Source organism: Arthrobacter sp. 10T419 (assembly GCF_056394105.1).
The window spans coordinates 93,701-118,294 of the sequence record NZ_JBFTHF010000009.1 but is presented as its reverse complement, the minus strand read 5'-3'; the positions used below and the strand labels follow the sequence as shown (position 1 = coordinate 118,294).

At 68.1% G+C, this 24,594-nt stretch carries 21 protein-coding genes; 8 read left to right on the top strand and 13 right to left on the bottom strand.

All coding sequences use genetic code 11. From position 1 onward, the window contains the following. The first annotated feature begins 3 nt into the window (after window positions 1–3). The 3 genes from AC1DBD_RS14880 to AC1DBD_RS14870 are packed head-to-tail and all read left to right on the top strand — an operon-like array spanning window position 4 to window position 2,769. Window positions 4–1,449, top strand: a complete 1,446-nt coding sequence (locus AC1DBD_RS14880) for an amino acid ABC transporter substrate-binding protein/permease (RefSeq protein WP_441418934.1) — start codon at window positions 4–6, stop codon at window positions 1,447–1,449. Further along, complete coding sequence (locus AC1DBD_RS14875) at window positions 1,446–2,195, top strand: amino acid ABC transporter ATP-binding protein (protein ID WP_441418864.1); 750 nt, start codon at window positions 1,446–1,448, stop codon at window positions 2,193–2,195. Before AC1DBD_RS14880 ends, AC1DBD_RS14875 begins: the two co-directional genes overlap by 4 nt. Before the next feature lie 58 nt (window positions 2,196–2,253). Further along, on the top strand, window positions 2,254–2,769 hold the full coding sequence (locus AC1DBD_RS14870) for a GNAT family N-acetyltransferase (protein ID WP_441418863.1): 516 nt from the start codon (window positions 2,254–2,256) through the stop codon (window positions 2,767–2,769). Between the two features lie 63 nt (window positions 2,770–2,832). Here the strand turns inward: AC1DBD_RS14870 and AC1DBD_RS14865 are convergent, their stop codons facing one another. From AC1DBD_RS14865 to glnA, 3 genes are all read right to left on the bottom strand, one after another. Continuing rightward, on the bottom strand, window positions 2,833–3,117 hold the full coding sequence (locus tag AC1DBD_RS14865; protein WP_441418862.1) for a DUF6221 family protein: 285 nt from the start codon (window positions 3,115–3,117) through the stop codon (window positions 2,833–2,835). Window positions 3,118–3,147: 30 nt separating this feature from the next. Further along, on the bottom strand, window positions 3,148–3,597 hold the full coding sequence (locus AC1DBD_RS14860; protein ID WP_476909510.1) for a hypothetical protein: 450 nt from the start codon (window positions 3,595–3,597) through the stop codon (window positions 3,148–3,150). Between the two features lie 191 nt (window positions 3,598–3,788). Further along, on the bottom strand, window positions 3,789–5,213 hold the full coding sequence (glnA, locus tag AC1DBD_RS14855) for a type I glutamate--ammonia ligase (RefSeq protein WP_476982394.1): 1,425 nt from the start codon (window positions 5,211–5,213) through the stop codon (window positions 3,789–3,791). 298 nt (window positions 5,214–5,511) lie between these two features. Here glnA and AC1DBD_RS14850 point away from each other — a divergent pair, with 298 nt between their 5' ends. Then, window positions 5,512–5,949 (top strand): RDD family protein, encoded by a 438-nt coding sequence (locus tag AC1DBD_RS14850; RefSeq protein WP_476982393.1) that lies wholly within the window; start codon window positions 5,512–5,514, stop codon window positions 5,947–5,949. 160 nt (window positions 5,950–6,109) lie between these two features. Here the strand turns inward: AC1DBD_RS14850 and AC1DBD_RS14845 are convergent, their stop codons facing one another. The 4 genes from AC1DBD_RS14845 to lipB all read right to left on the bottom strand — a co-directional run bounded on the left by AC1DBD_RS14845 (window position 6,110) and on the right by lipB (window position 9,165). Then, complete coding sequence (locus tag AC1DBD_RS14845; RefSeq protein ID WP_476909511.1) at window positions 6,110–6,472, bottom strand: DUF3817 domain-containing protein; 363 nt, start codon at window positions 6,470–6,472, stop codon at window positions 6,110–6,112. A gap of 168 nt (window positions 6,473–6,640) precedes the next feature. Continuing rightward, window positions 6,641–7,402 carry a DUF4191 domain-containing protein gene (locus tag AC1DBD_RS14840; RefSeq protein WP_175321643.1) on the bottom strand — a complete coding sequence of 254 codons (762 nt, stop codon included), beginning with the start codon at window positions 7,400–7,402 and terminating at the stop codon, window positions 6,641–6,643. A gap of 90 nt (window positions 7,403–7,492) precedes the next feature. Next, entirely contained in the window at window positions 7,493–8,500 is a 1,008-nt protein-coding gene (lipA, locus tag AC1DBD_RS14835) for a lipoyl synthase (RefSeq protein ID WP_175321644.1), read from the bottom strand. Then, complete coding sequence (gene lipB / locus AC1DBD_RS14830) at window positions 8,497–9,165, bottom strand: lipoyl(octanoyl) transferase LipB (protein ID WP_441418858.1); 669 nt, start codon at window positions 9,163–9,165, stop codon at window positions 8,497–8,499. The genes lipA and lipB overlap by 4 nt, the downstream gene beginning before the upstream one ends. A gap of 107 nt (window positions 9,166–9,272) precedes the next feature. Between lipB and AC1DBD_RS14825 the strand changes: the two genes are divergently transcribed. Beyond that, window positions 9,273–10,979 (top strand): protein kinase domain-containing protein, encoded by a 1,707-nt coding sequence (locus tag AC1DBD_RS14825; RefSeq protein ID WP_476982392.1) that lies wholly within the window; start codon window positions 9,273–9,275, stop codon window positions 10,977–10,979. 25 nt (window positions 10,980–11,004) lie between these two features. Here the strand turns inward: AC1DBD_RS14825 and AC1DBD_RS14820 are convergent, their stop codons facing one another. Beyond that, a complete protein-coding gene (locus tag AC1DBD_RS14820) occupies window positions 11,005–11,898 on the bottom strand; it encodes a TIGR01777 family oxidoreductase (RefSeq protein ID WP_476982391.1) in 894 nt (297 codons plus the stop codon). 74 nt (window positions 11,899–11,972) lie between these two features. Between AC1DBD_RS14820 and AC1DBD_RS14815 the strand changes: the two genes are divergently transcribed. Continuing rightward, window positions 11,973–15,593, top strand: a complete 3,621-nt coding sequence (locus tag AC1DBD_RS14815; protein WP_476982390.1) for a S41 family peptidase — start codon at window positions 11,973–11,975, stop codon at window positions 15,591–15,593. A 71-nt stretch (window positions 15,594–15,664) separates the two neighbouring features. Here the strand turns inward: AC1DBD_RS14815 and AC1DBD_RS14810 are convergent, their stop codons facing one another. The 5 genes from AC1DBD_RS14810 to AC1DBD_RS14790 form a co-directional block, all read right to left on the bottom strand. Further along, window positions 15,665–16,093, bottom strand: coding sequence for an OsmC family protein (locus tag AC1DBD_RS14810; protein WP_441418854.1), 429 nt, complete (start codon window positions 16,091–16,093; stop codon window positions 15,665–15,667). Between the two features lie 235 nt (window positions 16,094–16,328). After that, window positions 16,329–16,679 carry a hypothetical protein gene (locus AC1DBD_RS14805; RefSeq protein WP_441418853.1) on the bottom strand — a complete coding sequence of 117 codons (351 nt, stop codon included), beginning with the start codon at window positions 16,677–16,679 and terminating at the stop codon, window positions 16,329–16,331. Between the two features lie 96 nt (window positions 16,680–16,775). Continuing rightward, the gene (gene sucB / locus AC1DBD_RS14800) at window positions 16,776–18,563 is read right to left on the bottom strand and encodes a 2-oxoglutarate dehydrogenase, E2 component, dihydrolipoamide succinyltransferase (protein WP_476982389.1); all 1,788 of its coding nucleotides are present in this window, start codon (window positions 18,561–18,563) and stop codon (window positions 16,776–16,778) included. Between the two features lie 126 nt (window positions 18,564–18,689). Further along, on the bottom strand, window positions 18,690–20,075 hold the full coding sequence (gene lpdA, locus AC1DBD_RS14795) for a dihydrolipoyl dehydrogenase (protein WP_441418851.1): 1,386 nt from the start codon (window positions 20,073–20,075) through the stop codon (window positions 18,690–18,692). A gap of 311 nt (window positions 20,076–20,386) precedes the next feature. Continuing rightward, window positions 20,387–21,913, bottom strand: a complete 1,527-nt coding sequence (locus AC1DBD_RS14790; RefSeq protein ID WP_476982388.1) for a leucyl aminopeptidase — start codon at window positions 21,911–21,913, stop codon at window positions 20,387–20,389. A 335-nt stretch (window positions 21,914–22,248) separates the two neighbouring features. Between AC1DBD_RS14790 and AC1DBD_RS14785 the strand changes: the two genes are divergently transcribed. Next, window positions 22,249–23,187 carry a proteasome assembly chaperone family protein gene (locus tag AC1DBD_RS14785; RefSeq protein WP_441418849.1) on the top strand — a complete coding sequence of 313 codons (939 nt, stop codon included), beginning with the start codon at window positions 22,249–22,251 and terminating at the stop codon, window positions 23,185–23,187. 34 nt (window positions 23,188–23,221) lie between these two features. Then, window positions 23,222–24,553: an MFS transporter gene (locus tag AC1DBD_RS14780; protein ID WP_476892736.1), complete on the top strand. Its 1,332-nt coding sequence runs from the start codon at window positions 23,222–23,224 to the stop codon at window positions 24,551–24,553. Window positions 24,554–24,594 lie beyond the last annotated feature (41 nt).

Sequence of the window (24,594 nt, the reverse complement as noted above, 5' to 3'; positions counted from 1 at the left end):
GCCATGCTCTTCGGTGCCTCAGGTGCCGCCGCGGCCCCCGCGGCCGCACCCGCAGCGCACCAGTCCGTCGACCGGGCCCAGCCGGCCGCCGCGCCGTCGAGCCTTTCCGGAAAGACCTTCGTCATCGGCACGGACACCACGTTCGCCCCCTTCGAATTCCGTGACGCCGGCGGTGAACTGACCGGAATCGACATGGACATCATCCGTGAGATCGCCAAGAGCCAGGGATTCGCCGTCGAGATCAAGTCGCTCGGCTTCAACGCGGCCCTGCAGGCGCTGTCCTCCAACCAGGTCGACGGCGTGATCGCCGGCATGTCGATCACGGAACCCCGCAAGCAGATCTACGACTTCTCCGACCCGTACTTCGAATCGGGCGTCCAGATGGCCGTCGCCAAGTCCAACAAGGACATCGAGGGCTACGAGGACCTCAAGGGTAAGACGGTCACCGCCAAGACCGGCAGCGAGGGTGAGACGTTCGCCAAGTCGATCGCCGGCAAGTACGGCTTCACGGTCAAGTCCCTGGACCAGTCCGCCACCATGTACGAACTCGTGAAGTCCGGCAACGCCGTCGCAGTCTTCGATGACTACCCGGTGCTGGCCTACGGGATCAGCCAGAACAACGGCCTCAAGGCCGTGTCCGAGAAGGAAAAGGGCGGCTCCTACGGTTTTGCCGTCAACAAGGGCAAGAACCCGGAACTGCTGAAGGCGTTCAACACCGGGTTGGCGGAGCTGAAGTCCAGCGGCAAGTACCAGGAAATCCTGGACAAGTACCTCAAGGACCCCACGCAGGCCGCCCAGTCCAGCTTCTGGGAGCTGCTGGCCAACAGCTTCCCCGCCCTGATGAAGGGCCTCGGGAACACCGTCCTGGTCACCGCGATTTCCTTCGCCCTGGCCATGCTGATCGGCCTTTTCATGGGGTTCATGAAGATCTCCACGAGCGCGCTGCTGCGCGGGATCGCCACCACCTTCGTCAGCATCTTCCGCGGGACCCCGCTGCTGGTCTGGGCCTTCTTCTTCTACTTCGGCATCCCGCAGCTGACCGGCCAGCCGATCGACATCTGGGTGGCCGGCGTGCTGACCCTCAGCCTCAACGCCGGCGCCTACATCACCGAAATCGTCCGGGGCTCCATCCAGTCCGTGGACCCGGGCCAGCTCGAAGCCAGCCGCAGCCTGGGCCTGGGCTACGCGAAATCCATGCAGAAAGTCGTGGTCCCGCAGGCGTTCAAGATCATGACGCCGTCCCTGATCAACCAGCTCATCATCATGCTCAAGGACAGCTCGCTGCTGCTCGCCATCGGCTTCGCCGAACTGCTTTACCAGGGCCAGCAGATCTACGCCGGGAACTTCCGGATCACCGAAACCCTGCTGATCGTCGCGGTCCTGTACTTCGTGGTGATCATGCTGCTGACCAAGCTGGCCAACGTTGCGGATAAGAGGTTCAACAAATGAGCACGGCAGTCACTGCACCCAGCAAGATTTCCGTCCGGGAGCTGAAGAAGTCCTTCGGCGCCAATGAAGTCCTCAAGGGCATCAACGCGGAGGTTGCCGAAGGCGAGGTGGTCTGCGTGATCGGGCCCTCCGGCTCCGGCAAATCCACTTTCCTGCGCTGCCTGAACAAGCTGGAGGACATAACCGCCGGCCACGTCACGGTGGACGGTTTCGACGTGACCGACCCCAAGGTGGACATCAACGAGGTGCGCCGGCACATCGGCATGGTCTTCCAACACTTCAACCTGTTCCCGCACATGTCCGTGATCGAGAACATCATGCTGGCACCGGTGGAGTCGAAGAAACAGGGCAAGGACGAAGCCCGGGCCAACGCCCTGAAACTGCTGGAGCGCGTTGGTCTCGCCGAGAAGGCCGATGCCCGTCCGGCGTCGCTCTCCGGCGGCCAGAAGCAGCGCGTGGCGATCGCCCGGGCGCTGGCGATGAACCCGGACATCATGCTCTTCGACGAGGCCACATCCGCGCTGGACCCGGAAATGGTCGGCGAGGTGCTGCAGGTGATCAAGGACCTTGCCCGTGAGGGCATGACGATGGTGCTGGTCACCCACGAGATGGGCTTCGCCCGTGAAGTGGCCGACCGAGTGCTGTTCATGGCCGACGGCGTCATCTGCGAGCAGGGCGCTCCGGAGGAGTTGTTCGGCAACCCGCAGCAGCCGCGGACCCGGGAATTCCTCTCCAAGGTCCTCTAGGCGTTGTCCGCCGGGCTGCCCGACGGCGGGGCAGCCCGGCTTTGGATACGCTTCTGATATGTCTGAACACGTGTGGCTGATCGCCTTGAAGAACCTCGACGACGACGCCCGGGCCATCAAGCTCGGGGAGGTCGCCGGACTGGAGCTGGGCGAGGGGCAACGGAAGTTCGTCGGGGATCCGCTGCGGATGATGCTGATGGGACTCGAAGAGGGTAGCCGCTTTCCCTATGTCATGGATTCCAACGGCTCGGCCGTCGGCGTAGCAACCCTGCAGGCCGGGGCCGCACGCGCCGCCGGCTGGGCCGACGACGATTCCGCCTGGCTGCTGCGCGGTTTCCTCGTGGACCGGCGGCAGCAGGGCAGGGGATTCGGTGCGGCCGCGGCTGCCGCGGCCGTGCGTGAAGCCGCCAGGCTCACGTCCGCGCTGGGCGGGGAGCAGCGCGGCGTCGTCCTGTCCGTCAACGAGGCCAACCCGGCCGGTCAGGCCGCCTACCGCAAGGCCGGATTCGAGGACCGCGGGCAATACCTGGGCGGCGACGCCGGCCCGCAGCGGATCATGTACCGGGGGTTTTGACCGGCGCACGAGACATTCCGCCCGGGCTGCTGATTGTGAGGTTACGTGCGGAACGCGCCGCACTCATTCGTGGGTCGCGGCCCACTCCGGGTCGAAATCCGGGTGGTCCTCGTAACCTGCGGCGAGGATGTTGAGCATGGCGCGGCGGGCCATGGCCAGTTCGCCCTGGGCGTCCGTGCTGTCGAAGAGGTCCGCCGAGGCCCGCTTCCAGCGCGCCAGGATCTCCCGCTTCTGGGCACACTCGGCGCGCATTGGCGCGGCGAGCGGGGGAGACGCGGAGTGGTCCGGAACGGGGGCGTGCCGGAGCTCTGCTTCTTCTTCATCGATTCGAGCTTCTAGAAACTCCACAATATCCACACGAGGGATTGTGCCACGCCACTACGCCGGGTGGGAGGTTTCGTCGCCCGGGGGACGATTGTCATCCGCTGAGGTGAGGGCTGCCCGGATGAGCCGGGAGTAGTGCCGGTCATGGGGAGCGAGGCGGTCCAGGTGCGCAGCCAGTTCCTCCACCCGCTCAATCACGGTCCGCCGCTCTTCAACGAGGGCTAGCAGGTAGCGCCTGTCCCGGGCGGACTGGTCGGCCACGCCGCCGACAAATTCGTTCTCGTCTGCCGTGAGTCTTTCCTCAATTGCGGCGAGAGCCGCGTCCGGGGAGTCTGCCGGGGCGGGTGCGGGGGTGGGCGCCGTCGGGGATCCTGCTGGCTCGCCCGGCGTCGCCGCAACCGCCGCCGATTCCCCGAGGCCATCACGGCGGTCCAGGCGGGAGTAGCCGGGTGCCGGGTCGTCGGCCACGAGGTGTTGGCGTACAAAGCTTCGGAACCGGGACATCACCGCTCCTCGATGTAGTTCCTGGGACCAAGCGTAGCCTCGAATTGGCGGAGACGGACGGCTAATTATCTCCGGGTGCGGCACAAAGCGGCTTGGCCCCGGCCTGGACAGCGCGGCTAAGCGGCACATGACACAAAAAAGGCCGGCCCAGAGGTTTCGCGAACCTCCGGACCGGCCTTTTGTCTGCGGGGCTAGACGCCGTAGTAGAGCTCGAACTCGTACGGGTTCGGGCGCAGCGAGAGCGGGCGGATCTCGTTCTCGTACTTGTACTCGATCCAGGTGTCGATCAGGTCCTGGGTGAAGACGCCGCCGGCCTGCAGGAACTCGTTGTCCTCGGCCAGGGCTTCCAGGGCTTCCTCGAGCGTGCCCGGGGCCTTGGGGATGTCCTTGGCTTCCTCGGCGGGGAGCTCGTAGAGGTCCTTGTCGATCGGCGCCGGCGGTTCGATGCGGTTGCGGATGCCGTCAATACCGGCCATCAGCTGGGCCGCGAAGGCCAGGTACGGGTTGGAGGAGGGGTCCGGAGCGCGGAACTCGATGCGCTTGGCCTTCGGGTTCGAGCCCGTGATCGGGATGCGGATACCGGCGGAGCGGTTGCCCTGCGAGTACACCATGTTGACCGGAGCTTCGAAGCCCTTGACCAGGCGGCGGTAGGAGTTCACCGTCGGGTTGGTGAAGGCCAGGACGGCGGAGGAGTGCTTCAGCAGGCCGCCGATGTACCAGCGGGCGGTGTCGGACAGGCCCGCGTAGCCCTTCTCGTCGTAGAAGAGCGGCTCGCCGCCGTTCCACAGCGACTGGTGGCAGTGCATGCCCGAGCCGTTGTCACCGAAGACCGGCTTCGGCATGAAGGTAACCGACTTGCCCCAGGCATCGGCGGTGTTCTTGATGACGTACTTGAACTTCTGCAGGTCATCGGCCGCGTGGGTCAGGGTGGTGAACTTGTAGTTGATCTCAGCCTGGCCGGCGGAACCGACCTCGTGGTGGCTGCGCTCGACCTCAAGGCCGGCCTCATCCAGCGCGATGCACATGGCGTCGCGCAGGTCGGCCTGCTTGTCGGTCGGGGAGACCGGGAAGTAACCGCCCTTGACGGGGGTCTTGTAACCGAGGTTTCCGCCTTCTTCTTCGCGGCCAGTGTTCCAGTGGGCTTCCTCGGAGTCGATCTTGTAGAAGCTGCCCTGCGGGGAGGACTGGTACTGAACGTTGTCGAAGACGAAGAACTCGGCCTCGGGGGCGAAGAACGCGGTGTCGGCAATGCCGGTGGAGGCCAGGTAGGCCTCGGCCTTCTCGGCCACGCCGCGGGGATCGCGGTGGTACGGGTCGCCCGTGCGCGGGTTCACGATGGAGAAGTTCAGCGCGAGGGTCTTCCCGATGCGGAAGGTGTCAACGAACGCCGTCGTGACGTCCGGGATGAGCTGCATGTCCGACTCGGCGATGCCCTGGAAACCGCGGATCGACGATCCGTCGAAAAGCTGGCCGTTGACGAAGAAGTCCGCGTCAACACTCTTGGCGGGGACGTTGAAGTGCTGCTGAACGCCCGGGAGGTCGGTGAAGCGGATATCAACGAATTTGATGTCTTCGTCTTTGATGAACTTGAGGACTTCGTCCGCAGTCTTGAACATCTATGCTCCTTACGCATATGAAAGATCTGGCCGTGAGGCCGTGTGGTCCAGCGCAGTCCGACGGCGGGGAAAACGCAGTGTTCACCCCGCCTACGGTGCCGCTAGCAACTGTTACCACCCTAAGGACACGGGATTTCCCCGCGGTGTCCGCTTTGTTTCGGGCAGGTTACAGAATGCGCTGACGTGTTAAAGCTAGTCGCTGTCCACAGTGTGGCCTATCCGGGTCCGCTCTGTGACCGCCCAGCGTCCAGATGGTGAACACCCCCGAGGGCCGCCCGGGAGCCGATAGGCTTGGGGGGTGGTTGATCGTAAAGACATAAGCTCGTGGCTCAGCGGACCGGACACGTCCGGCATCTCCAAGTATCCGGGGGAGCGGCTGGGCCTGCCCGAGTCCGGCCCCGGCTCGATTGCCCGCGCGGGCCGGCGGATCCTGGCCATCTGCATCGACTGGGGGATCGCTCTGTTGATCAGCAACTTCGCTTTTGGCGGGAACTCCTGGGCCACGCTGGCGGTGTTCGCCGTCGAACAGGCCCTGCTGGTCGGAACCCTGGGCTACAGCATCGGGCACCGGATCATGGGGATCCACGTCATCCGGCTTGGCGGCGGTCCGGCGGGTCCGCTCCCGGCCCTGGTCCGGAGCGTGCTGCTTTGCCTGGTGATTCCCGCCGTCATCTTCGACCCGGACCACCGCGGCCTGCACGACAAGGCAATGAACACGGTGCTCGTCCGGATGTAGCCGCCGCGGGGTTGGGCTTCGGCGACGAACCGCCGCCGTTCTGTGCCGAAAGCGGCTGCGAATTGCCGAAAATGGCCGCTATGGCACCCGACTAAGCGGCCGTTTGTGGTGAATGGACGGGCGTGGTGCCGCAAGGTGATCCCACCGGACCCTGCTGACTCTAGACCCGGGTTGTTTCCTCGGCCGGGATCGATGTGACTCCGTGCGGACCTTCAGCCAGATAGCCGCGCCCGCCGGCCCAGCGTTCGAACCAGATGGTGGTGAACGGCAGGACCGCGGAGAGCCCTGCGAACAGCGCCACCCGGAACGGCCAGCGCTGCAGCCGCCACAGCGCCAGGGCGGACAGGCCGTAGCCGATGAAGAACGCCCCGTGGACCGGCCCCGCCAGTTCGACGCCCAGTTCGGTGGTCCGGAGCACCCACTTGAGGAACATTCCCACCAGCAGTGCTGCCCAGCTGAAGGCTTCGGCGACGGCCAGGATCCGGAAGATCCTGATCACGGCGGTCTTGGCGGGAAGTTTCATGGGGCAGTCTCCGGATTCGGTCGTGGCGGTTCCGCGCGCTGGGGCCGGCGCCCGGCGTCGTACGGTCGGTGGTCAGGGATAACGCAGGGGTTAAAGTGGACCGCCCCGGCTCCCGGCAAGATGCCGGCAACCGGGGCGCCCCGGGAAAGCTGTGGCCAACGGGCGTCCCTAGCGGCCGCGGGCCGCCTTGCGGTCGGGGCGGGCCTTGTAGGGGTCGATTCCCTTGGGGATCGGCAGGCGGTTGCCGAGCGAGGAGATGCGCTTCGAAACGGTGCTGACCTCGGTCTTGGTCAGTTCGTTCTTCATCTTGCCCATCTTCTTGGCGACCTGGCTGATCGGCACCTGGCCCTCGCCCCGGCCGCTCTCGATCACGTGGATGGTGACGTTGGGCAGGATGCGGGCGAGGCGCTTGCGTTCGCCGTCGAGCAGTGGCTTGACCCGGTGGCTGGGGCCTTCGCTGACCAGTACGACGCCGGGGCGTCCGATGGCGCGGAAGACGGCGTCCTGGGTGCGCGGGTTGACGGCGACCGGCTGGTCCTCGGTGATCCAGCCGCGGCGCAGGGTGCCCAGTGCGGCGCCCGAGGCCCCCGGCTGGTTCTCAATCTGGGCGAACGCGGCGCGCTCGGCGCGGCGGGACAGGATCAGGGTGGCGGCCAGGATGCCCAGCGGAATGCCGATGATCAGGCCCGTGATCCAGTTATCCAGCAGGAACCCGACGAGGAAGCTGACCGCGACGACGCCGAGGAACGCCAGCAGCATGAGCCACGGGACCATCGGATCGTGGCGGCGGGTCATCTGGAAGACTTCCCTGATCTGCTTCAGCCGGCTCGGCTTCTTGGCCTTGGCTTCCTTGGGCTTGCGGGAAAAAAGGCCACGCTTCGGCTCATCGGCTGAAGAAGTGGACGTGCTGGAGTCAGGGAAATTCGCCATAGTGCCTTAATTCTACGTGATGCACGGCTCAGGGCCGGACACCGGATTGCTCCGGTGCCGGCCCTGGGCGGCAATGGTGTGCGGTGTCTGTCAGGAGTGCGCCGCGAGCAGCGAACTGGCTTCCTGGCGGGTGCTGCCGGAGCTTTCGATGTGCGCCAGCTCGGCCGGGATTTCCCAGCCCTTCTTGCGCATCGCGGTGGCCCAGAGCCGGCCGGCACGGTAGGAGGAACGCACCAGCGGTCCGCTCATCACGCCGAGGAAACCGATCTCGTCGGCCTCCTGCTGCAGGTCCACAAACTCCTGCGGCTTGACCCAGCGGTCTACCGGAAGGTGGCGTTCGGACGGGCGCAGGTACTGGGTAATGGTGATCAGGTCGCAGCCGGCCTCGTGCAGGTCGCGCAGTGCCTCGGAGATCTCCTCGCGGGTCTCTCCCATGCCCAGGATCAGGTTGGATTTCGTGACCATGCCCAGCTTGCGGCCCTGCGTGATGACGTCCAGGGACCGCTCGTAACGGAACGCGGGACGGATCCGCTTGAAGATCCGGGGGACAGTCTCGACGTTGTGCGCGAACACCTCGGGCTTGGAGTCGCAGATCGCCTCGATGTGCTCGGGCTTGCCGGAGAAATCGGGGATCAGGAGTTCGACGCCGGTGCCCGGGTTCAGCTCGTGGATCTTGCGGACCGTCTCGGCGTAGAGCCAGACGCCCTCGTCGGCGAGGTCGTCGCGGGCCACTCCGGTGACGGTGGCGTAGCGCAGCTGCATGGACTGGACCGAGCGGGCCACCTTGGTGGGCTCGAACATGTCCACGGGGGAGGGCTTGCCGGTGTCGATCTGGCAGAAGTCGCAGCGCCGGGTGCACTCGGAGCCGCCGATCAGGAAGGTCGCTTCCTTGTCTTCCCAGCATTCGAAGATGTTGGGGCAGCCGGCCTCTTCACAGACGGTGTGGAGGCCTTCCTTCTTGACGAGGTTCTTGAGCTGGACGAACTCCGGGCCCATCTGGACCTTGGCCTTGATCCACTCGGGCTTCCGTTCCACCGGGGTGGCCGCATTGCGCTGCTCAATACGCAGCATCTTCCGGCCTTCTGGTGCCAGTGTCACAGTAGAGCTCCTTCGTGGGTTGCAACTAGGGCTTCTTCATTGTTGCGCAGTTCCTCGGTGATCCGCGACACGAGGTCTGCCGGGGCGACATCCCGGCCGGTCTCCTGCGCGATCGTGGTGACGCCGGCGTCGGTGATGCCGCAGGCGATGATCTGGCCGTAGGGGGCGAGGTCATTGTTGCAGTTGATGGCGAAGCCGTGCATGGTGACGCCCTCGTGGACCCGGATGCCGATCGCGGCAATTTTGCGCGCCGGGCCCTTCTCGTCCTGCTCGATCCAGACGCCGGCACGGCCCTTGATCCGGACGGCGTCGATGCCGTAGTCGGCCAGGACAGCGATGATGACGGCTTCGAGCCGTTCGACGTAGTCACGGATGCCGGCCGGGTTCTTCAGCTTGATGATGGGATAGCCCACCAGCTGGCCCGGGCCATGCCAGGTCAGCTTGCCGCCGCGGTCCACGGGCACCACGGGGGTCCCGTCGAAGGGGCGTTCGTGGTCCTCGGTGCGTTTACCTGCGGTGTAGACCGGGGAATGTTCGAGCAGCAGAACGGTGCTGGGTGCGGTTCCGGCGACGACCTTCTCGTGGAGTTCGCGCTGGATATCCCAGCCGCGGGTGTAGTCGACGAATTCAGGAGCGAGACCCAGCTGGGAGAACTCAAGAGTCATGGCATCCAGCTTAGTCCTCGGCTGTCGCGCCCACCGATTCTGTGGTGAAGCTCTCATGCCTGTGGATAACTCCTGCAGGGAAGTCGAAGATCCGCTATTCCTAAACCATGGATGATTACGAACGGTCCGCGTCCCCTGCTTCCGCTTCCGATCCCGCCCCGGCCCCGGAGGTTTCCGGATACGACGTCGGGCGGCTGCTGGGCCGCGGCGGCAGCGCCGCCGTCTGGCTCGCCACTGACCAGGTGACGCGGCGTGACGTGGCGCTGAAGTGCTTCAACGCCGTCGGTCCAGCGGGAGAGCCGCAGCGGGAACGACGAAGGGCGGTGGATGCCGAGGAAGCCGTGCGGCGTGAGGTGCGGATCCTCTCCGCCCTTGACCATGAGCACCTCGTCAAGGCGCATGCCGTGGTGCGGGTGGCTTACGGGACCAGCGGCGGCCCCGGGCTGGGGCTTGTGCTTGACTACGCCGCCGGCGGCTCGCTGGCCGAACTCCTTGGGGCCCGGGGCAGCCTGGCGCCGGGGGAGACCGTCACGGTGCTGACCCCGATCGCCCAGGCGCTGGCGTACCTGCACCGGAACGGATTTACCCATGGCGACGTCTCACCGGGCAACGTGCTGTTCACTGCGCAGGGAAAGCCGCTGCTGGCCGACCTCGGGGTGGGGCGGATGCTGGCGGAGCCGCAGGATGCCTCCGGCGCCGGCACGGACGGGTTCCGTGACCCGGCCCCGGTGGATGCCGTCCGGGCCGGGCTCCAGCCTGAAAGGGATGTCTACTCCGTGGCGGCGCTGGGCTGGTTTTGCCTCACCGGCCGGGCGCCGGAGCCGGAACCCCAGCGTCCGCCGCTGCCGCTGCTGGTTCCCGCCGTTCCGGCGGAGCTCGCGGACGCGCTCGAGGCGGGACTGTGCAGTGACCGACGTCGGCGGCCGTCGGCCGCGGAGCTGGCCGAGGCGATTTTCCGCGGCGCCCCGGCGGCGCCCGTGGATCTTTCCGTGTCGGTGCATTCGACCGTGCTGCCGCAACTGCTGACCCGGCGCTCCCTTCCGGCCGGCGCGCGGGAAAGGCGGGCGTTGCGGCTGTGGCGCTGGCGGCGCCGGGTGGCGCTGCACCCCCCGGTCGGACCAAGTGCGCGGCACGCGTCCATGCCGGTGCGCCGCCAGCCGGGAGCTCGGCCGGGTGTCCGGCCGGGAATTAGGCGCGTGAGCGTTCGGCGTGGCCTGGCGGTCCTCGTGACGGCGGTGCTCTTCACGGCGGCAGGCGTCTTCGGGACGTTGCTGCTCGCCGGGAGGCTGGCGGTGGGGGAATGGGCCCCTGAGGTCCGGCCGCTGTCTGGACCGGCAGCGGTACCGGTGACCGGGGCTGCCACCGATCCGCAGGTCGCGGCGGCCGGAGCCGTGCCGGCCGCTCTGCAGAAGCTGCTCGCCGCGCGACGGCCCGAAGACGCGGTGCGCGGCCTCGCTGGCCTCCGTTCCTACGCCTTGAGCACGGGGAACCTCGGGCTTCTGGAACAGGTCAATGCGCCCGCGTCCCCTGCCGCGGCAGCAGACGCCGGCGTCGGCTCCCGGCTGGCGGTGTCCGGCCACGTCCTCGACGGCTTCGAAGCCCGCCTTAGCCTGGTCAAGCGGCAGCCGGAGAGCACAGCCGCGCGGGCCGTGGTGTCGCTCAGCGTGGCCTCGCCGTCGTACCGGGAGCGCGACGCCGCGGGGACGGTGGTGGCCGAGGCGGCGGCCGTCCCGCAACAGCGGCTTCGCCTGGTGCTGGTGCCGGTGGACGGCAAATGGCGGATCCAGGAGGTCCTCCGCGCCGCCGGGGGCTAGGACGGGCGCCTCCGGCGCCGCCCGGTCAGCCGCGGGCCGCCACCCAGGCCGCGGCCTGGGCCAGCGAGGGGTGCTGCCACTGGAACCCGGCGCCGGCCAGGGCAGCCGGTTCCATCCGCTGGCTGGCGAGCAGCAATTCATTGGCCAGTTGGCCCATCACGAGGCGCAGTACGGGCGCCGGCACCCGCAACAGAGCCGGCCGGTGGAGTGATTCGGCCAGCCGGGAGATCAACGAATTCACGTCCGCGCTCTCCGGGGCGCAGACGTTCACCGGTCCGGCCAGCGGCGCGGTGAGCAGGAAGTTGAAAGCGCCGGCCACGTCCGGAAGCGTGATCCACGGCCAGTACTGCCGGCCGTTACCCAGCGGGCCGCCCACGCCCAGGCGCAGCAGCGGCAGGAGCCGGCCGAGGGCGCCGCCGCTGCGGCTCAGGACGACGCCGGTGCGCGCGGTAACAACGCGGACCCCGGCCGGCGCCTCCTGGGCCGCGGCCTCCCAGTCGGCGCAGATCCGGGCCAGCACGCCGCTGCCGGCCGGCGCGTTCTCGCGCAGCACGGCCTGGCCGGCATTTCCGTAGTAACCGGAGGCGGACTGGCTCAGGAAGACCGGCGGCGGGTTGTCCATCCGGCCCATCGCCGCGGTCAGGGTCCGCGTCGGGCCCAGCCGCGAGGCGCTGAGCTCGTTGATCCGGCCCCGCGTCCACGGCCGGTCGCCGATCCCGGCACCGGAGAGGTTGATCACCGCGTCCGCACCCTTGAGGGCCGTGTCGTCGATGCGGCCCGCGGCGGGATCCCACTGGAACTCGGCGGGCGAGGCGGGCGGGCGCCGGACCAGGCTCGCGACGTCGTGCCCGCTCTCGCGCAACGTGCTGGAAAGGGCGGTTCCGATCAGCCCGGAGGCGCCTGCTACAAGGATTCGCATGATCCATCTCACCATGCCCGGCACGGCAGGGAAACCTCCCCGGGGCTAGGGGAGGTTTTGACTATGATCGAACGATGACCTCTTCGAGCTACCTCCGTTTCCCGCATCTGCATGGCGATCTGGTCACCTTCGTGGCCGAGGACGACGTCTGGATCGCGCCCCTCGACGGAGGCCGCGCCTGGCGGGTCTCCTCGCTGCAGCTGCCGGCCCGCAACCCGCGGTTCACCCCCGACGGAAAGCGCCTGGTCTGGACGGTCGTCCAGGGGACCGCCCCGGAGGTTGTCACGGCGGACGTCGACGGCGGCGGATACCGCCAGCTCAGCTACTTCGGCCACAGCTCCACCAAGGTCAAGGGCTTCACCCCGGACGGCGACGTGGTGGTCACGAGCGCCTTCCGGCAGGCGGACAGCCGCCTCACGCACGCCTACAGCCTGCCCGTCGACGGCGGCTGGGCCGAGGAGCTGCCCTACGGACCGGTCGAGTCCGTGGCCTACGGCACCGTCGTCGGGGATGAACGGCCCGTGGTGCTGGCCAGTGTGCTCTCCCGTGAACCGGCCTGGTGGAAGCGGTACCGGGGCGGCGCCGCCGGGAAACTGTGGATCGACGCGGACGGCAACGGCGAATTCGAGCGGCTCGCGCCCGAACTTGACGGCAACCTCACCGACCCGATGTGGGTCCAGGGCCGGGTCGCCTTCCTCTCCGACCACGAGGGCTACGGCAACCTGTATTCCGTGCTGCCCAACGGCACGGACCTCCGCCGCCACACGGACCACGAGGACTTCTACGTCCGGCACGCGGCCACCGACGGTGAACGGGTGGTCTTTGAGTCCGCAGGCGAACTCTGGCTGCTGGCCGGTCTCGACGCCGACGCGGTCAAACTCGACATCACGCTCGGCTCCGCCTCGCAGGCCCGGCGCTCGTCGGCGCTGAAGCCCTCCCGCCACCTCGGTGACGTCATCCCGGACCACACCGGCGACTCCAGCGCCGTGGAAGCCCACGGCACCCTGCACTGGCTGCGGCACAAGGACGGTCCGTCGCGCATCCTCGAGGCGACGCCGGGTGTCCGGGCACGACTGCCGCGCCCCTTCGGTGCCGGCCGGATCGCCTACATCGCGGACCACGAGGGCGCCGAGGCGCTCTACCTCAAGCCCATCGCCGCGCCCGTGCACGGCGGCCACGGATCCGGCAACCACGGATCCGGCAACCACGGATCCGGCAACCACGGATCCGGCAACCACGGATCCGGCAACCAGGTGCAGGCCCCCGCACCGGCCGCCGCGGAGGCCGGGCAGGACGCCGACGGCGGGACTCCGCTGCCGCGGCCAGTCTCCGCTGCCGCCCTCACCCGCTCCGACGCCGCGCCGGCGACCTCCGTCGTCGCCGCTGCCGAGGCCGTGCCGGTGGTGGCCGCGGATGCCGCCTCCGCCAGCGCCTCTTCGGGTGCCGGCTCCGCGCCGGAGCAAGCCGACAGCGGTCGACCGACCCGGATCGACTTCCCGAAGCCCAGCCGGGCCAGCGCGATGGAGGCAAGCCCGGACGGCAACTGGCTCGCCGTCGGCACCTCCTTCGGCGATATCTTCCTCGCAGACACCCGCACCGGCGCCCTGTCGCTGCTGAGCAGCATCGGCGAGGGCAGCATCGACGGCTTCAGCTGGTCTCCGGACTCGGCGTGGCTGGGCTGGGCCGAGCCGGTCACCTCCTTCGGCTCCAGGACCCGGCTGCGGCTGGCCCGGATCGATCGGGCAGGAACGGCAACGCCCGCCGCGGCCGGGGCGGATAAGCCTGCGATCATCGACGTCACCGACGGCCGCTTCCGGGACGAGTCGCCGGCGTTCACCCCGGACGGCAAATTCCTGGCCTTCCTGTCCAACCGCAGCTTCGACCCGGTGTACGACGGGCACTCCTTCGACCTGTCCTTCCCGAGTCCGATCAAGCCCTACCTCGTGGCCCTGGCAGCCGACACACCGTCCCCGTTCGGGCCGAGCGTCGCACTCCCCGAAGACACGGAGGACTCCCGGGACGGGGCCGCCGCCGAAAGCGGTGCCGGAGACGCAGCCAAAACCGCCGCGCCGGTCAGGGTCGACGCCGAGGGCCTGGCGCACCGCGTCATCAGCGTCCCGGTCCCGCAGGGCAACTACTCGGACCTTGCCGCCGCCGCGGGCGCGCTGCTCTGGCTCGACCACGAGCTGGCCGGCGTGACCGGCGACGGCCGGGCCAGCCTGGAGGACAAGAACGCCGCCCCGAGCCTGGTCCGCTTCGACCTCGCCAAGCGCCGCGCCACCACGATCGTCGACGCGCTGGACAGCTACCGGCTCACCGGCGACGGCGAAAAGGTCGTCCTGGTCCAGGACAAGCAGATCCGTGTCTCGCCCGCGGCATCGAAGGCCGACGAGGAATCCGGCCAACTGGTCAAGGTGGATCTGAACCGCATCCGGGTCCGGTTGGACCCGGTCAGTGTCTGGGGCCAGGCCTTCGACGAGGCCTGGCGCCTGCAGCGCGACTTCTTCTGGACCGCGGACATGGCCGGCCAGGACTGGGATTCGGTGCACGCCCGCTACCGGCCGATCGTGGACCGGCTCGGCTCCCACGATGACCTCGTGGACCTGCTCTGGGAACTTCACGGCGAGCTGGGAACCTCCCACGCCTACGTCCGCCCCGCCCTGGTGACGGAGAACGGCAGCAACGGCCAGGGCCGCCTCGGCGCCGATCTCGCGTTCACCGGTGAGGGCTGGGAAATCACCCGCATCCTGGCCGGGGAATCTTCGGACCCGCTGGCCACCTCGCCGCTGACCCGGCCGGGCGTGGACGCGCGGCCCGGGGATGTGTTGCTGGCAATCGACGGCGTCGAACTCTCGGCGTCGCTGACGCCGGCCGTGCAGCTGGCCGGAGCCGCCGGCCGCGCCGTGGAACTGACCCTGCGCAACGGTGCCGGCCACGGCGCCCGGGCAGGGGAGCAGCGCCGCGTCGCCGTCGTGCCGGTCAAGGACGAGGAACGGCTGCGCTACCAGGAATGGGTCGCGTCCAACCGCCGCACCGTGCGGGAAGCCTCGCAGGGCACCTTCGGTTACCTGCACATCCCGGACATGATGGCCAACGGCTGGGCGCAGCTGCACCGCGACCTGGATACCGAGACCTCCCTCGACGGCCTGATCGTGGATGTCCGCCGCAACCGCGGTGGCCACACCTCGCAGCTCGTCGCGGAGCTGATCGGCCGCAAGGTGACCGGCTGGAGCATGCCCCGCGGCGAGCGTCCGCGCACCTATCCGCACCACGCACCGCGCGGCCCGGTCATCATCCTCACCGATGAGTTTGCCGGCTCCGACGGCGACATCATCACCCAGGTCTCCAAGCTGCGCGGGATCGGACCGGTCATCGGCACCCGGACCTGGGGCGGCGTCGTCGGTATCGACAACCGGTTCGCCCTGGCGGACGGCACCGGGGTCACCCAGCCGCGCTACGCCACCTGGTTCACCGGCGGCGTGGGCTGGGGCGTAGAAAACTACGGTGTTGCCCCCGACATCGAGGTCTCCTTCCCGCCGCACGCCTATGCGGCCGGCACGGACCCGCAGCTCGAATACGGCATCGGCGCGCTCAAGGAAATGATCCAGGAGCTTCCCACCGACCGCCCGCCGCTCCGCGAGGGCTACCGCACGGTGCGGCCCGCCCCGCTGCCGGCCCGCCGGCAGGGCAACTAGCGCACACGGCGAAGGCCCCCGCTCCGGACAATCCGGGGCGGGGGCCTTCGTGTATCTGCGGTTGCCGGCTGCTAGGCGGCCAGGGTGGCGTCGAGGGTGATCTTGATGCCGGTCAGGGCAGCCGAGACCGGGCAGCCGGTCTTGGCGTCCTCGGCGATGCGCTGGAACTCCTCCTCGGAGATGCCGGGCACCCGGGCGTTCAGGGTGAGGTGGCTGCCGGTGATGCCGGTGCCGGGTTCGAACGTGACGTCGGCCTTGGTGTTGACTTCCTCCGGCGTGTGGCCGGCCTGCGCCAGGGCGTGGCTGAATGCCATCGAGAAGCATGCGGAGTGCGCGGCGGCGATCAGTTCTTCCGGGCTGGTCTTCCCCTCGGCCGCTTCGGCGCGGGCCTTCCAGGTGACGTCGAAGTTGCCGAGCCCGGAGCTGTCGAGGCTGGTGTTGCCCGCCCCCGACATCAGGTCGCCGTTCCATACAGTGTGTGCGGTGCGTGTTGTTGCCATGTCCACTCCTCAGCGTCGTTGAGTCAGCGATCCGGCCAGGTAAGCGGATCCTGCCGTGTCCCATCCTAGGGACTCGGTCCGGTCGCCGCACCCGGTGTCCGCTGTCAGAGAATTGCCTCGACATAGCGGGGCGGCAGGGATAAAGCCCAGCCGCTGTCCCGCCGGGAGGAACGGGTTAACGACGACGGCGGCGCACCCCGGTTGGGGGTACGCCGCCGTCGCTGCGGTCTAGTGCCTACTGCCAGAGGGTGGCGATGGCGACGTTAAGCAGCGCCAGGCCGCCAACGCTGTGGGCGAGGCCCCTGCTGACCGGCTCGTCCTTCTTGTACTTGCGGCTGCCGATGAACGCGAGCACGGCCACGGCGAGGGCGATCACCAGTTTGAGGCCGAGCTTGGCGTAGTTGGCGTCCATGTTCAGGGCCGGGATGAGCCCCATCATGACAATGCCGGTGATGAGCTGGAGGGCGGCGCCGTCGAACTGGCGCGGGTGCACGGTGGGGTTCTTCATCTGGGCGATCCAGATACCCACGATCATGGCGGCGCCGATGATGTGCAGGAAGACCATGATGTTATAGACGATGTTCATGGGACCTAGCTTAGCGACAAAGTGTCCATAAAGAGCGAAGGGCACCTTCCCTTGCGGGGAGGTGCCCTTCTCTCACCCAGATGGATGAGCTGGCTGCTAGAGGCCGAGGTCTGCTTCGAACGCGCCTTCTTCAAGGCGTGCCTTCAGCGTCTGCAGGAAGCGTCCTGCGTCGGCGCCGTCCACCAGGCGGTGGTCGTACGTCAGCGACAGGTACATCATCGAACGGATGGCGATCGAGTCGTCGCCGTTCTCATCGGAGACCACGACGGCGCGCTTGACGATCGCGCCGGTGCCGAGGATGGCCACCTGCGGCTGGTTGATGATCGGGGTGTCGAAGAGGGCGCCCACGGAACCGATGTTGGTGATGCTGAAGGTTCCGCCGGAGAGCTCGTCCGGGCCGATCTTGCCGTTGCGGGTGCGGTCCGCGACGTCGGCGATCTTGCCGGCCAGGCCGGCCAGGTTCAGGTTGCCGGCGTCGGCGATGACCGGAACCAGCAGGCCCTTGTCGGTGTCCACCGCAATCGCCAGGTGCTCGGCGTTGTGGTAGGTGATCTCCTGCTTGTCCTCGTCGTAGGAGGCGTTGACCTTCGGGTGCTGCTTCAGGGCCTCGGCGACGGCCTTGGCAATGAAGGGCAGGAAGGTCAGCTTGGAGCCGTTCTGCGCCTGGAACGAGTTCTTGGCCTTGGCCCGCAGCTTGGCGACCTTGGTCATGTCCACCTCGTGCACCTGGGTCAGCTGGGTGGAGATGTCCAGCGACTCGCGCATGCGGCGGGCGATGACCTGGCGGATCCGCGGGGCCTTCTGCACGGTGCCGCGCAGCGACGAGGCCTCAGCAGATGCTGCAGGGGACGCTGCTGCCGGGGCTGCGGACGACGCGGCCGGCGCGGAAGCTGCGGCCGCCGGGGCGGCCTTGGCCTCGGCTGCGGCCAGCACGTCCTGCTTGCGGATCCGGCCGCCGACGCCGGTGCCGGTCAGCGAGGAGATGTCCACGCCCTGCTGGTTGGCGAGCTTGCGGACCAGGGGAGTGACGTAGCCGGACTCGGCAGGAGCCGCAGCTGCGGCGGGGGCAGCTGCCTGCTTCGGGGCCTCCTGCTTGGGGGCTTCCTGCTGGGGAGCGGCGGCCGGAGCGGGTGCCGCGGGGGCTTCCTGCTTGGGAGCCGCGGCCGGAGCCGGGGCCTCCTGCTTGGGAGCTTCCTGCTTCGGCGCCTCCTGCTTGGGAGCCTCCGGAGCCGGAGCAGCGGCCGGTGCGGCAGCGCCGGAGCCGATCACGGCGAGGACGGAGCCTACCTCGGCCGTTTCATCCTCGGCAACGCGGATTTCCTGCAGCGTGCCGGCGACCGGCGACGGGATTTCGGTGTCGACCTTGTCCGTGGAAACTTCCAGCAGCGGCTCGTCCACTTCGACGGCGTCGCCGATGCTCTTGAGCCAGCGGGTGACCGTACCTTCGGTGACGCTCTCGCCCAGGGCGGGGAGCGTGACTTCGTGGCCTTCGCCGGCCGGCGCGGCCTCCGCGGCGGGTGCCGGAGCGGCAGCCTCGGCGGCCGGGGCGGGGGTTTCGGCTTCGGGGGCCGGGGCCTCGGCGGCCGGGGCGGGGGTTTCGGCCGGCGCTTCCTCGGCGGCCGGAGCGGCAGCCTCGGCGGAGCCGGAGCCGTCGCCGATGCGGACCAGAGGTGCTCCGACTTCAGCGGTCTCGTCTTCGGCGACGAGGATTTCCTCGATCACGCCGGCGATCGGAGAGGGGATCTCGGTGTCTACTTTGTCGGTGGAAACTTCGAGCAGGGGCTCGTCCACCTCTACCCGGTCACCGACCTGCTTGAGCCAGCGGGTGACGGTTCCTTCGGTGACGCTCTCACCGAGGGCGGGCAAGTTAACGGATTCAGACATGTCGTCCCCGTTCTCCTTATTGATCTTTAGTGCGGATGGTTGCTGCCTTGTTCGAGCTTAGTGCACCCGGTTTTTCGGGTCGGGTGCACTAAACACGGAGTTCTTGCGGTGCTGCGGGCGGAACTGCTAGCCGTGCAGGGGCTTGCCGGCGAGGGCGAGGTGGGCTTCGCCCAGGGACTCGTTCTGCGTCGGGTGGGCGTGGACCAGCTGGGCCACGTCCTCCGGGTAGGCTTCCCAGTTCACGATCAGCTGGGCCTCGCCGATCTGCTCGCCCATACGGGCGCCGATCATGTGGACGCCGACGACGGGGCCGTCCTTCTGGCGGACCAGCTTGACCAGGCCGGACGTGCCCAGGATGGAGCTCTTGCCGTTGCCGGCGAGGTTGTATTCCTGGGTTTCGACCTGGTCGTCGCCGAACTTGGCCTTGGCGGCCTTCTCGGTGTAGCCGACGGTGGCGATCTCCGGCTCGGAGTAGGTGACCTTGGGGATGTTGACGTCCTCAACGACAACCGGCTTGAGGCCGGCGATTTCCTCGGCCACAAAGATGCCCTGCTGGTAGCCGCGGTGCGCGAGCTGGACGCCCGGGACGATGTCGCCCACGGCGTAGATGTTGCCGACGCCGGTGTGCAGGCGCTCGTTGGTGATGACGAAGCCGCGGTCGATCGTCAGACCGGCTTCTTCGTAACCAAGGTTGGCGGTGACCGGGCCGCGGCCGACGGCGACCAGCATGAGGTCCGCTTCGAAGGTCTTGCCGTCGACGAGGGTGACCTTGACGCCGTCGTCGTTCTGCTCGACGCCCTGGAAGAAGGTGCCGGTGGAGAACTTGATGCCGCGCTTCTTGAACGCACGCTCGAACGCCTTGACGATGGTCGCGTCCTCGTTCGGGACGAGGGAGGGCAGGCCTTCGATGATGGTGACGTCGACCCCGAAGGACTTCCAGACGGAAGCGAACTCGACGCCGATCACGCCGCCGCCGAGGATGATGGCGCTCTTGGGGATGAAGTCCATGGTGAGGGCTTCGTCGGAGGTGATGACCTTGCCGCCGATTTCGAGGCCGGGCAGCGTGCGGGAGTAGGAGCCGGTCGCGAGGACGATGTTCTTGCCCTTGTACGCGGTGCCGTTCACGACGACGGTGTCGGAGCCCTGGAGCTTGCCCTCACCCTCGATGACGGTGATGCCCTTCTTGCCCTTGATGAGTCCCTGGAGACCCTTGAACTTGCCGGCAATGATGCCGTCCTTGTAGGCGTTGACAGCGTTGATGTCGATGCCGTCCAGGGTCACGTTGACACCGTACTTGGCGGAGTCACGGGCGTGGTCGGCCAGTTCCGCGGAGTGCAGCAGGGCCTTGGTGGGGATGCAGCCGTTGTGCAGGCACGTGCCGCCGAGCTTTCCCTTTTCGATGAGTCCGACGGTAAGGCCGAGCTGGACGGCGCGGAGCGCAGTTGCGTAGCCGCCGCTGCCGCCGCCGAGTACCAGGATGTCGAATTCTTGCGCAGTTGCCTGATCGGCCACTAAAACGCTCCCTCGCGTGAACGATGACACGAGAGTACGCATCATCTGGTCTTGGAACTGTCTGCCGTGATTATGCCAGCAGGCCGGTTCCCTTTCGTTTGGAATTGCTTCTATGAAGCTAATTGCTGTGAAACTACGGTTCACCTTAGCGAACCACTAATACATGCTCCACCTTGCCATGGCGTTTGTGGAGCGCTTGTGTCCAGTGTCACGCGGCCCTGTGGCCGGGGTATCAGCCCCGTGGCCGCAAGGCCGCGTGAACGGACAGTGCTTCAGGACCGGCGGTTCCGGACGCCCGCCGGCGGCCCCGCTCAGGCGGCTTGGGCGAGGATGTCCTCGACGTAGGCCACCAGGGTGCGCACGGTGCTGCCGGTGCCCTGCTTGTGGTTGTAGCCGTAGGGGCTGCCGTTGTTGAAGGACGGTCCGGCGATGTCGATGTGGGCCCACGGGATCTGCTCGCCGTCCTTGCCCTTGCCGACGAACTCGCGCAGGAACACCGCGGCCGTCATCATGCCGCCGTGGCGTTCGCCGATGTTGGCGATGTCCGCGACCTGCGAGTCCAGGCTGGGACGCAGCTCTTCGGGCAGCGGCATCGGCCAGACCAGTTCGCCGGCGCGGTCCGCCGCGGCCTTGAGCGCGCCGGTGACGGAGTCCGAGCCCATAACGCCGGCGGTGCGGTCGCCGAGGGCGATCAGCTGGGCGCCGGTGAGGGTCGCGACGTCGATGATCGCGTCCGGGTACTCCTGGCTGGCGGCGACGATGCCGTCGGCCATGACCAGGCGGCCCTCGGCGTCGGTGTTCAGGACCTCGACGGTCTTGCCGCCGAAGATGGTCAGCACGTCGGCGGGACGCTGCGCGGCGCCGGAAGGCATGTTCTCCGCGATGCACAGCCAGGCGGTCGCCTTGACCGGCAGGCCCAGTTCCGCGAGGGCCAGAACGGTGTTCAGCACGACGGCGGCGCCGGCCATGTCGGACTTCATGTCGCCCATGCCGAGGTGCGGCTTGAGCGAGATTCCGCCGGTGTCGAAGGTGATGCCCTTGCCCACCAGCGCGATCTTGGCGGTGGCCTTGGTGGGGGCGTATTCGACCTTGACCAGGCGCGGCTGGCGGGTGGAACCCTTGCCGACGCCAAGGATGCCGCCGAATCCGTCCTTCTCCAGGCGCTTCTCGTCCCAGACGGTCACCTTGACCGGCAGGCCCTTGGCCAGTTCCTTGGCGGCGTCGGCAAACGTTTCGGGGTAGAGGTGGCTCGGCGGCTGGTTGACCAGCGAGCGGGTGGCGTTGACGGCCTTGCCGATCAGGGCGGCGCGCTCCAGCACCGGTGCCAGCGCCTTGTCCGCGGCGAAGTCGGTGAGGATGCGGACACTCTTGACCGGATCCTTGAGACCGTCCTTGGTGGAGCGGTACTCGTTGAAGGAGTAGGCGCCCATCGCGGCACCTTCGGCGACAGCCGCGACGGCGGCAAGGTCCGGCGTCGGGAGCGCGAGGGTCACAGTGGCGACGCCGGCGAGCTGGCGGACGGCCGAGCCGGCCGCGCGGCGCAGTGCCTCCTCGGATAGCGGGGTGCCCGCGGAAACCTTGCCGACGCCCGCGAGGACCAGGACGGAAGCTCCAGCTTCCGGCAGGCCGGGGAGGCGGTGCGCCTGGTCGGCGGCACCGGTAAGGCCAAGAACGCCCAGTGACTCGGCCAGCGCCTCGGCCGCCTTGGCCGTTAGCGGGTTGTCCAGCAGCACGGGGCCGTCGGTGCCCTGTCCCACGCCCACGACTAGGGCGTCGGACGGGGACTTCTTCAAGTCTCCGGCGATCGCACTGAGTTTGACTTCGGTATTCTTGACCACGAGGACAGTCCTCAATTCTCTGTGATTTTTCGGCAGGAACTGCATGTTCGGCGCCCTGCCATGGGTACCTGAGCCACCGTCGGCACTGCACGTAACCGGGTGTCTGCAAGGCCGTCTATAAGGCCAGTTCCGATCGTAGTCTCTCCCCGGCGCCGGAGTTCAATTTAATGAGAGCTGGCACACAGTCGGGGCAGGAATGCCCCCGGCCGACGGCGCGTTGTAGCTGGTATCGGCACTTCGGGAACCGTCTGCGCGCGTGCCTTGTCTGCGCATCGACCCGACGGTCCGCCACGGCGGCTGCTGCCGCCCACCTGCTACTGCGAAAGGAACATGTCGTGATGGAACGGATTTCCGGCTCCTTGCTGGACCCTGAAACGCTCTACGTCCGTGATGACGCGCTGTTCCGCAGCCCCGAACTGCACGGGCTGAACCTGCTTATGGGCTTCACCGGTTTCGCCGACGCCGGTCACGTGGTGAGCCAGATCACCACGGAACTGCTCGACACCCTCGACTCCGAACTCGTCGCCGAGTTCGACGCCGACCAGCTGATCGACTACCGCTCCCGGCGCCCGCAGGTGAGCTTCGTCGAGGACCACCTGCAGGACTACCAGGCGCCGCGCCTGGCCCTGTACCGGCTGATCGACGGGCTGGGCAACCCCTTCCTGCTGCTGGCCGGGTTCGAGCCGGACCTGCAGTGGGAACGGTTCGCCCGCGCCGTCGTGGGGATCGTGGAGGAACTGGACGTCAACCTGGCGGCCTGGATCCACTCCATCCCGATGCCGGTGCCGCACACCCGGCCGGTCGGTGTCACCGTGCACGGCAACCGGCCGGAGCTGATCGAGGGGATCTCGGTCTGGAAGCCCACCGTCGAGGTTCCCGCCGCCGTCGGCCACATCCTTGAACTGCGCCTCGTCGAGGCAGGCCGGAACATCGCCGGCTACGTGATCCATGTCCCGCACTATCTGGCCGAGGCCGAATACCCGACGGCCGCCGTCGCGGGACTGGAGTACCTGGGTGCGGCCACCTCGCTGATGCTTCCCACGGACCGCCTCCGCGAGGCGGGCCGGGAAGTCGGCCGGCAGATTGCCGAACAAATCAATGCCTCCGAAGAAGTCCAGCAGGTCGTCTCCCGGCTGGAGACACGGTACGACGAGAAGGCGGAGGGAACCGTGCGCCGGTCGCTGCTCGCCGACGAGAACGACCAGATCCCGAACGCCGACGCGCTGGGCGCCGCCGTCGAGGCCTACCTCGCCCGTAAAGAACCCGGCGAATAAATACTATTTATGACGTCCGGGGCATAATGGGGGAGTGACCTCCCCCCGCGCCTGGCTGATCTGGATTATCGGGATCTTCGCATACCTGGTGGCGGTCAGCCAGCGCACCTCCTTCGGTGTCGTCGGGCTGGAAGCCACGGCCCGTTTCCATGCCAGCGCCGCCGAAATCTCCTTCTTCACCGTGCTGCAGCTGCTGGTCTACGCGGGCCTGCAGATCCCGGTCGGCGTCCTGGTGGACCGCTTCGGGTCCCGGGCCATGATCGCCGGCGGCGCCCTGCTGATGGGTCTGGGCCAGCTCCAGCTCGCGTTCGCGGACAGCATCCCGGGCGGCGTCCTGGGCCGCGTGCTCGTGGGCGCGGGCGATGCCATGACCTTTATCTCCGTGATCCGGCTGATCCCGCTGTGGTTTGCCCCGTCCCGGGTGCCGCTGCTGACCCAGCTGACCGGCATGTCCGGCCAGCTCGGCCAGCTCTTTTCCGTGGTGCCGTTCGCGATGATCCTGCACTCGGCCGGCTGGACCCCGGCGTTCCTGACCCTGGCCGGCATGTCCGGGCTCGCCGTCGTGCTGACGGTGCTGCTGCTGCAGGACCTGCCGCCCGGACACCCCGCGCCGGAGCCGTCGCAGGGCCTGCGCGCCACCGGCGTTTCACTCTCCCGGGCGTGGAAGCAGCCGGGCACCCGGCTGGGGCTGTGGAGCCATTTCACCGTGCAGTTCAGCGGCACCGTTTTCGCAATGACCTGGGGCTACCCGTTCCTGATCTCGGCCCAGGGGCTGGAGGCCGGCACCGTGTCGGCGCTGATGGCCCTCTACGTGGCGGCCGCGATCGCCGCCGGGCCGCTGATGGGCAGCTTCGTGGCCCGCCACCCGCTGCGCCGATCCACCATGGTGCTGCTGATCTCCGGTGCCACGGCAGCCGCCTGGGCCGCAGTGCTGCTCCAGCCGGGCCGTTCGCCGCTATGGCTGCTGGCCGGCCTGGTGGTGGTCCTGGCCATCGGCGGACCCGGCTCTATGATCGGTTTCGACTTTGCCCGGACTTTCAACCCGGCGCACCGGATCGGGACGGCCACCGGAATTGTCAATGTCGGCGGGTTCATCGCCGCTCTGCTGTCGATCTACCTGATCGGGGTGGCCCTGGACGCGCTGCACCTGGCCGGCGCCTCGCCGGGCGGGCTGTACAGCCTCGGCGCCTTCCGGATCGCGCTGAGCGTGCAGTTCCTGCTGCTGGCGGTGGGCGCCGCAGCCATCCTCATCACCCGGCGGAAGGTGCGCCGTCAGATGGCCGCGCAGGGCGTCATCGTGCCGCCGCTGCTCAAGGCCCTGGCCCAGCAGCGCCGGCTCGTCGCGGAACGCCGCCGTACGCCCTGACGGACTTGTCCACATAAGGAAACTCCCCGGCTGACGCCCGC

What these genes read in the sequence shown, in the direction of transcription:
- AC1DBD_RS14870 (WP_441418863.1), top strand. Translation starts at nt 2,254, where the DNA reads ATGTCTGAACACGTGTGGCTGATCGCCTTGAAGAACCTCGACGACGAC.
- AC1DBD_RS14815 (WP_476982390.1), top strand. Translation starts at nt 11,973, where the DNA reads ATGACCTCTTCGAGCTACCTCCGTTTCCCGCATCTGCATGGCGATCTG.
- AC1DBD_RS14845 (WP_476909511.1), bottom strand. Translation starts at nt 6,472, where the DNA reads ATGAAACTTCCCGCCAAGACCGCCGTGATCAGGATCTTCCGGATCCTG.
- AC1DBD_RS14825 (WP_476982392.1), top strand. Translation starts at nt 9,273, where the DNA reads ATGGATGATTACGAACGGTCCGCGTCCCCTGCTTCCGCTTCCGATCCC.
- AC1DBD_RS14805 (WP_441418853.1), bottom strand. Translation starts at nt 16,679, where the DNA reads ATGAACATCGTCTATAACATCATGGTCTTCCTGCACATCATCGGCGCC.
- AC1DBD_RS14810 (WP_441418854.1), bottom strand. Translation starts at nt 16,093, where the DNA reads ATGGCAACAACACGCACCGCACACACTGTATGGAACGGCGACCTGATG.
- AC1DBD_RS14840 (WP_175321643.1), bottom strand. Translation starts at nt 7,402, where the DNA reads ATGGCGAATTTCCCTGACTCCAGCACGTCCACTTCTTCAGCCGATGAG.
- AC1DBD_RS14860 (WP_476909510.1), bottom strand. Translation starts at nt 3,597, where the DNA reads ATGTCCCGGTTCCGAAGCTTTGTACGCCAACACCTCGTGGCCGACGAC.
- AC1DBD_RS14880 (WP_441418934.1), top strand. Translation starts at nt 4, where the DNA reads ATGCTCTTCGGTGCCTCAGGTGCCGCCGCGGCCCCCGCGGCCGCACCC.
- lipB (WP_441418858.1), bottom strand. Translation starts at nt 9,165, where the DNA reads ATGACTCTTGAGTTCTCCCAGCTGGGTCTCGCTCCTGAATTCGTCGAC.
- glnA (WP_476982394.1), bottom strand. Translation starts at nt 5,213, where the DNA reads ATGTTCAAGACTGCGGACGAAGTCCTCAAGTTCATCAAAGACGAAGAC.
- AC1DBD_RS14875 (WP_441418864.1), top strand. Translation starts at nt 1,446, where the DNA reads ATGAGCACGGCAGTCACTGCACCCAGCAAGATTTCCGTCCGGGAGCTG.
- AC1DBD_RS14820 (WP_476982391.1), bottom strand. Translation starts at nt 11,898, where the DNA reads ATGCGAATCCTTGTAGCAGGCGCCTCCGGGCTGATCGGAACCGCCCTT.
- sucB (WP_476982389.1), bottom strand. Translation starts at nt 18,563, where the DNA reads ATGTCTGAATCCGTTAACTTGCCCGCCCTCGGTGAGAGCGTCACCGAA.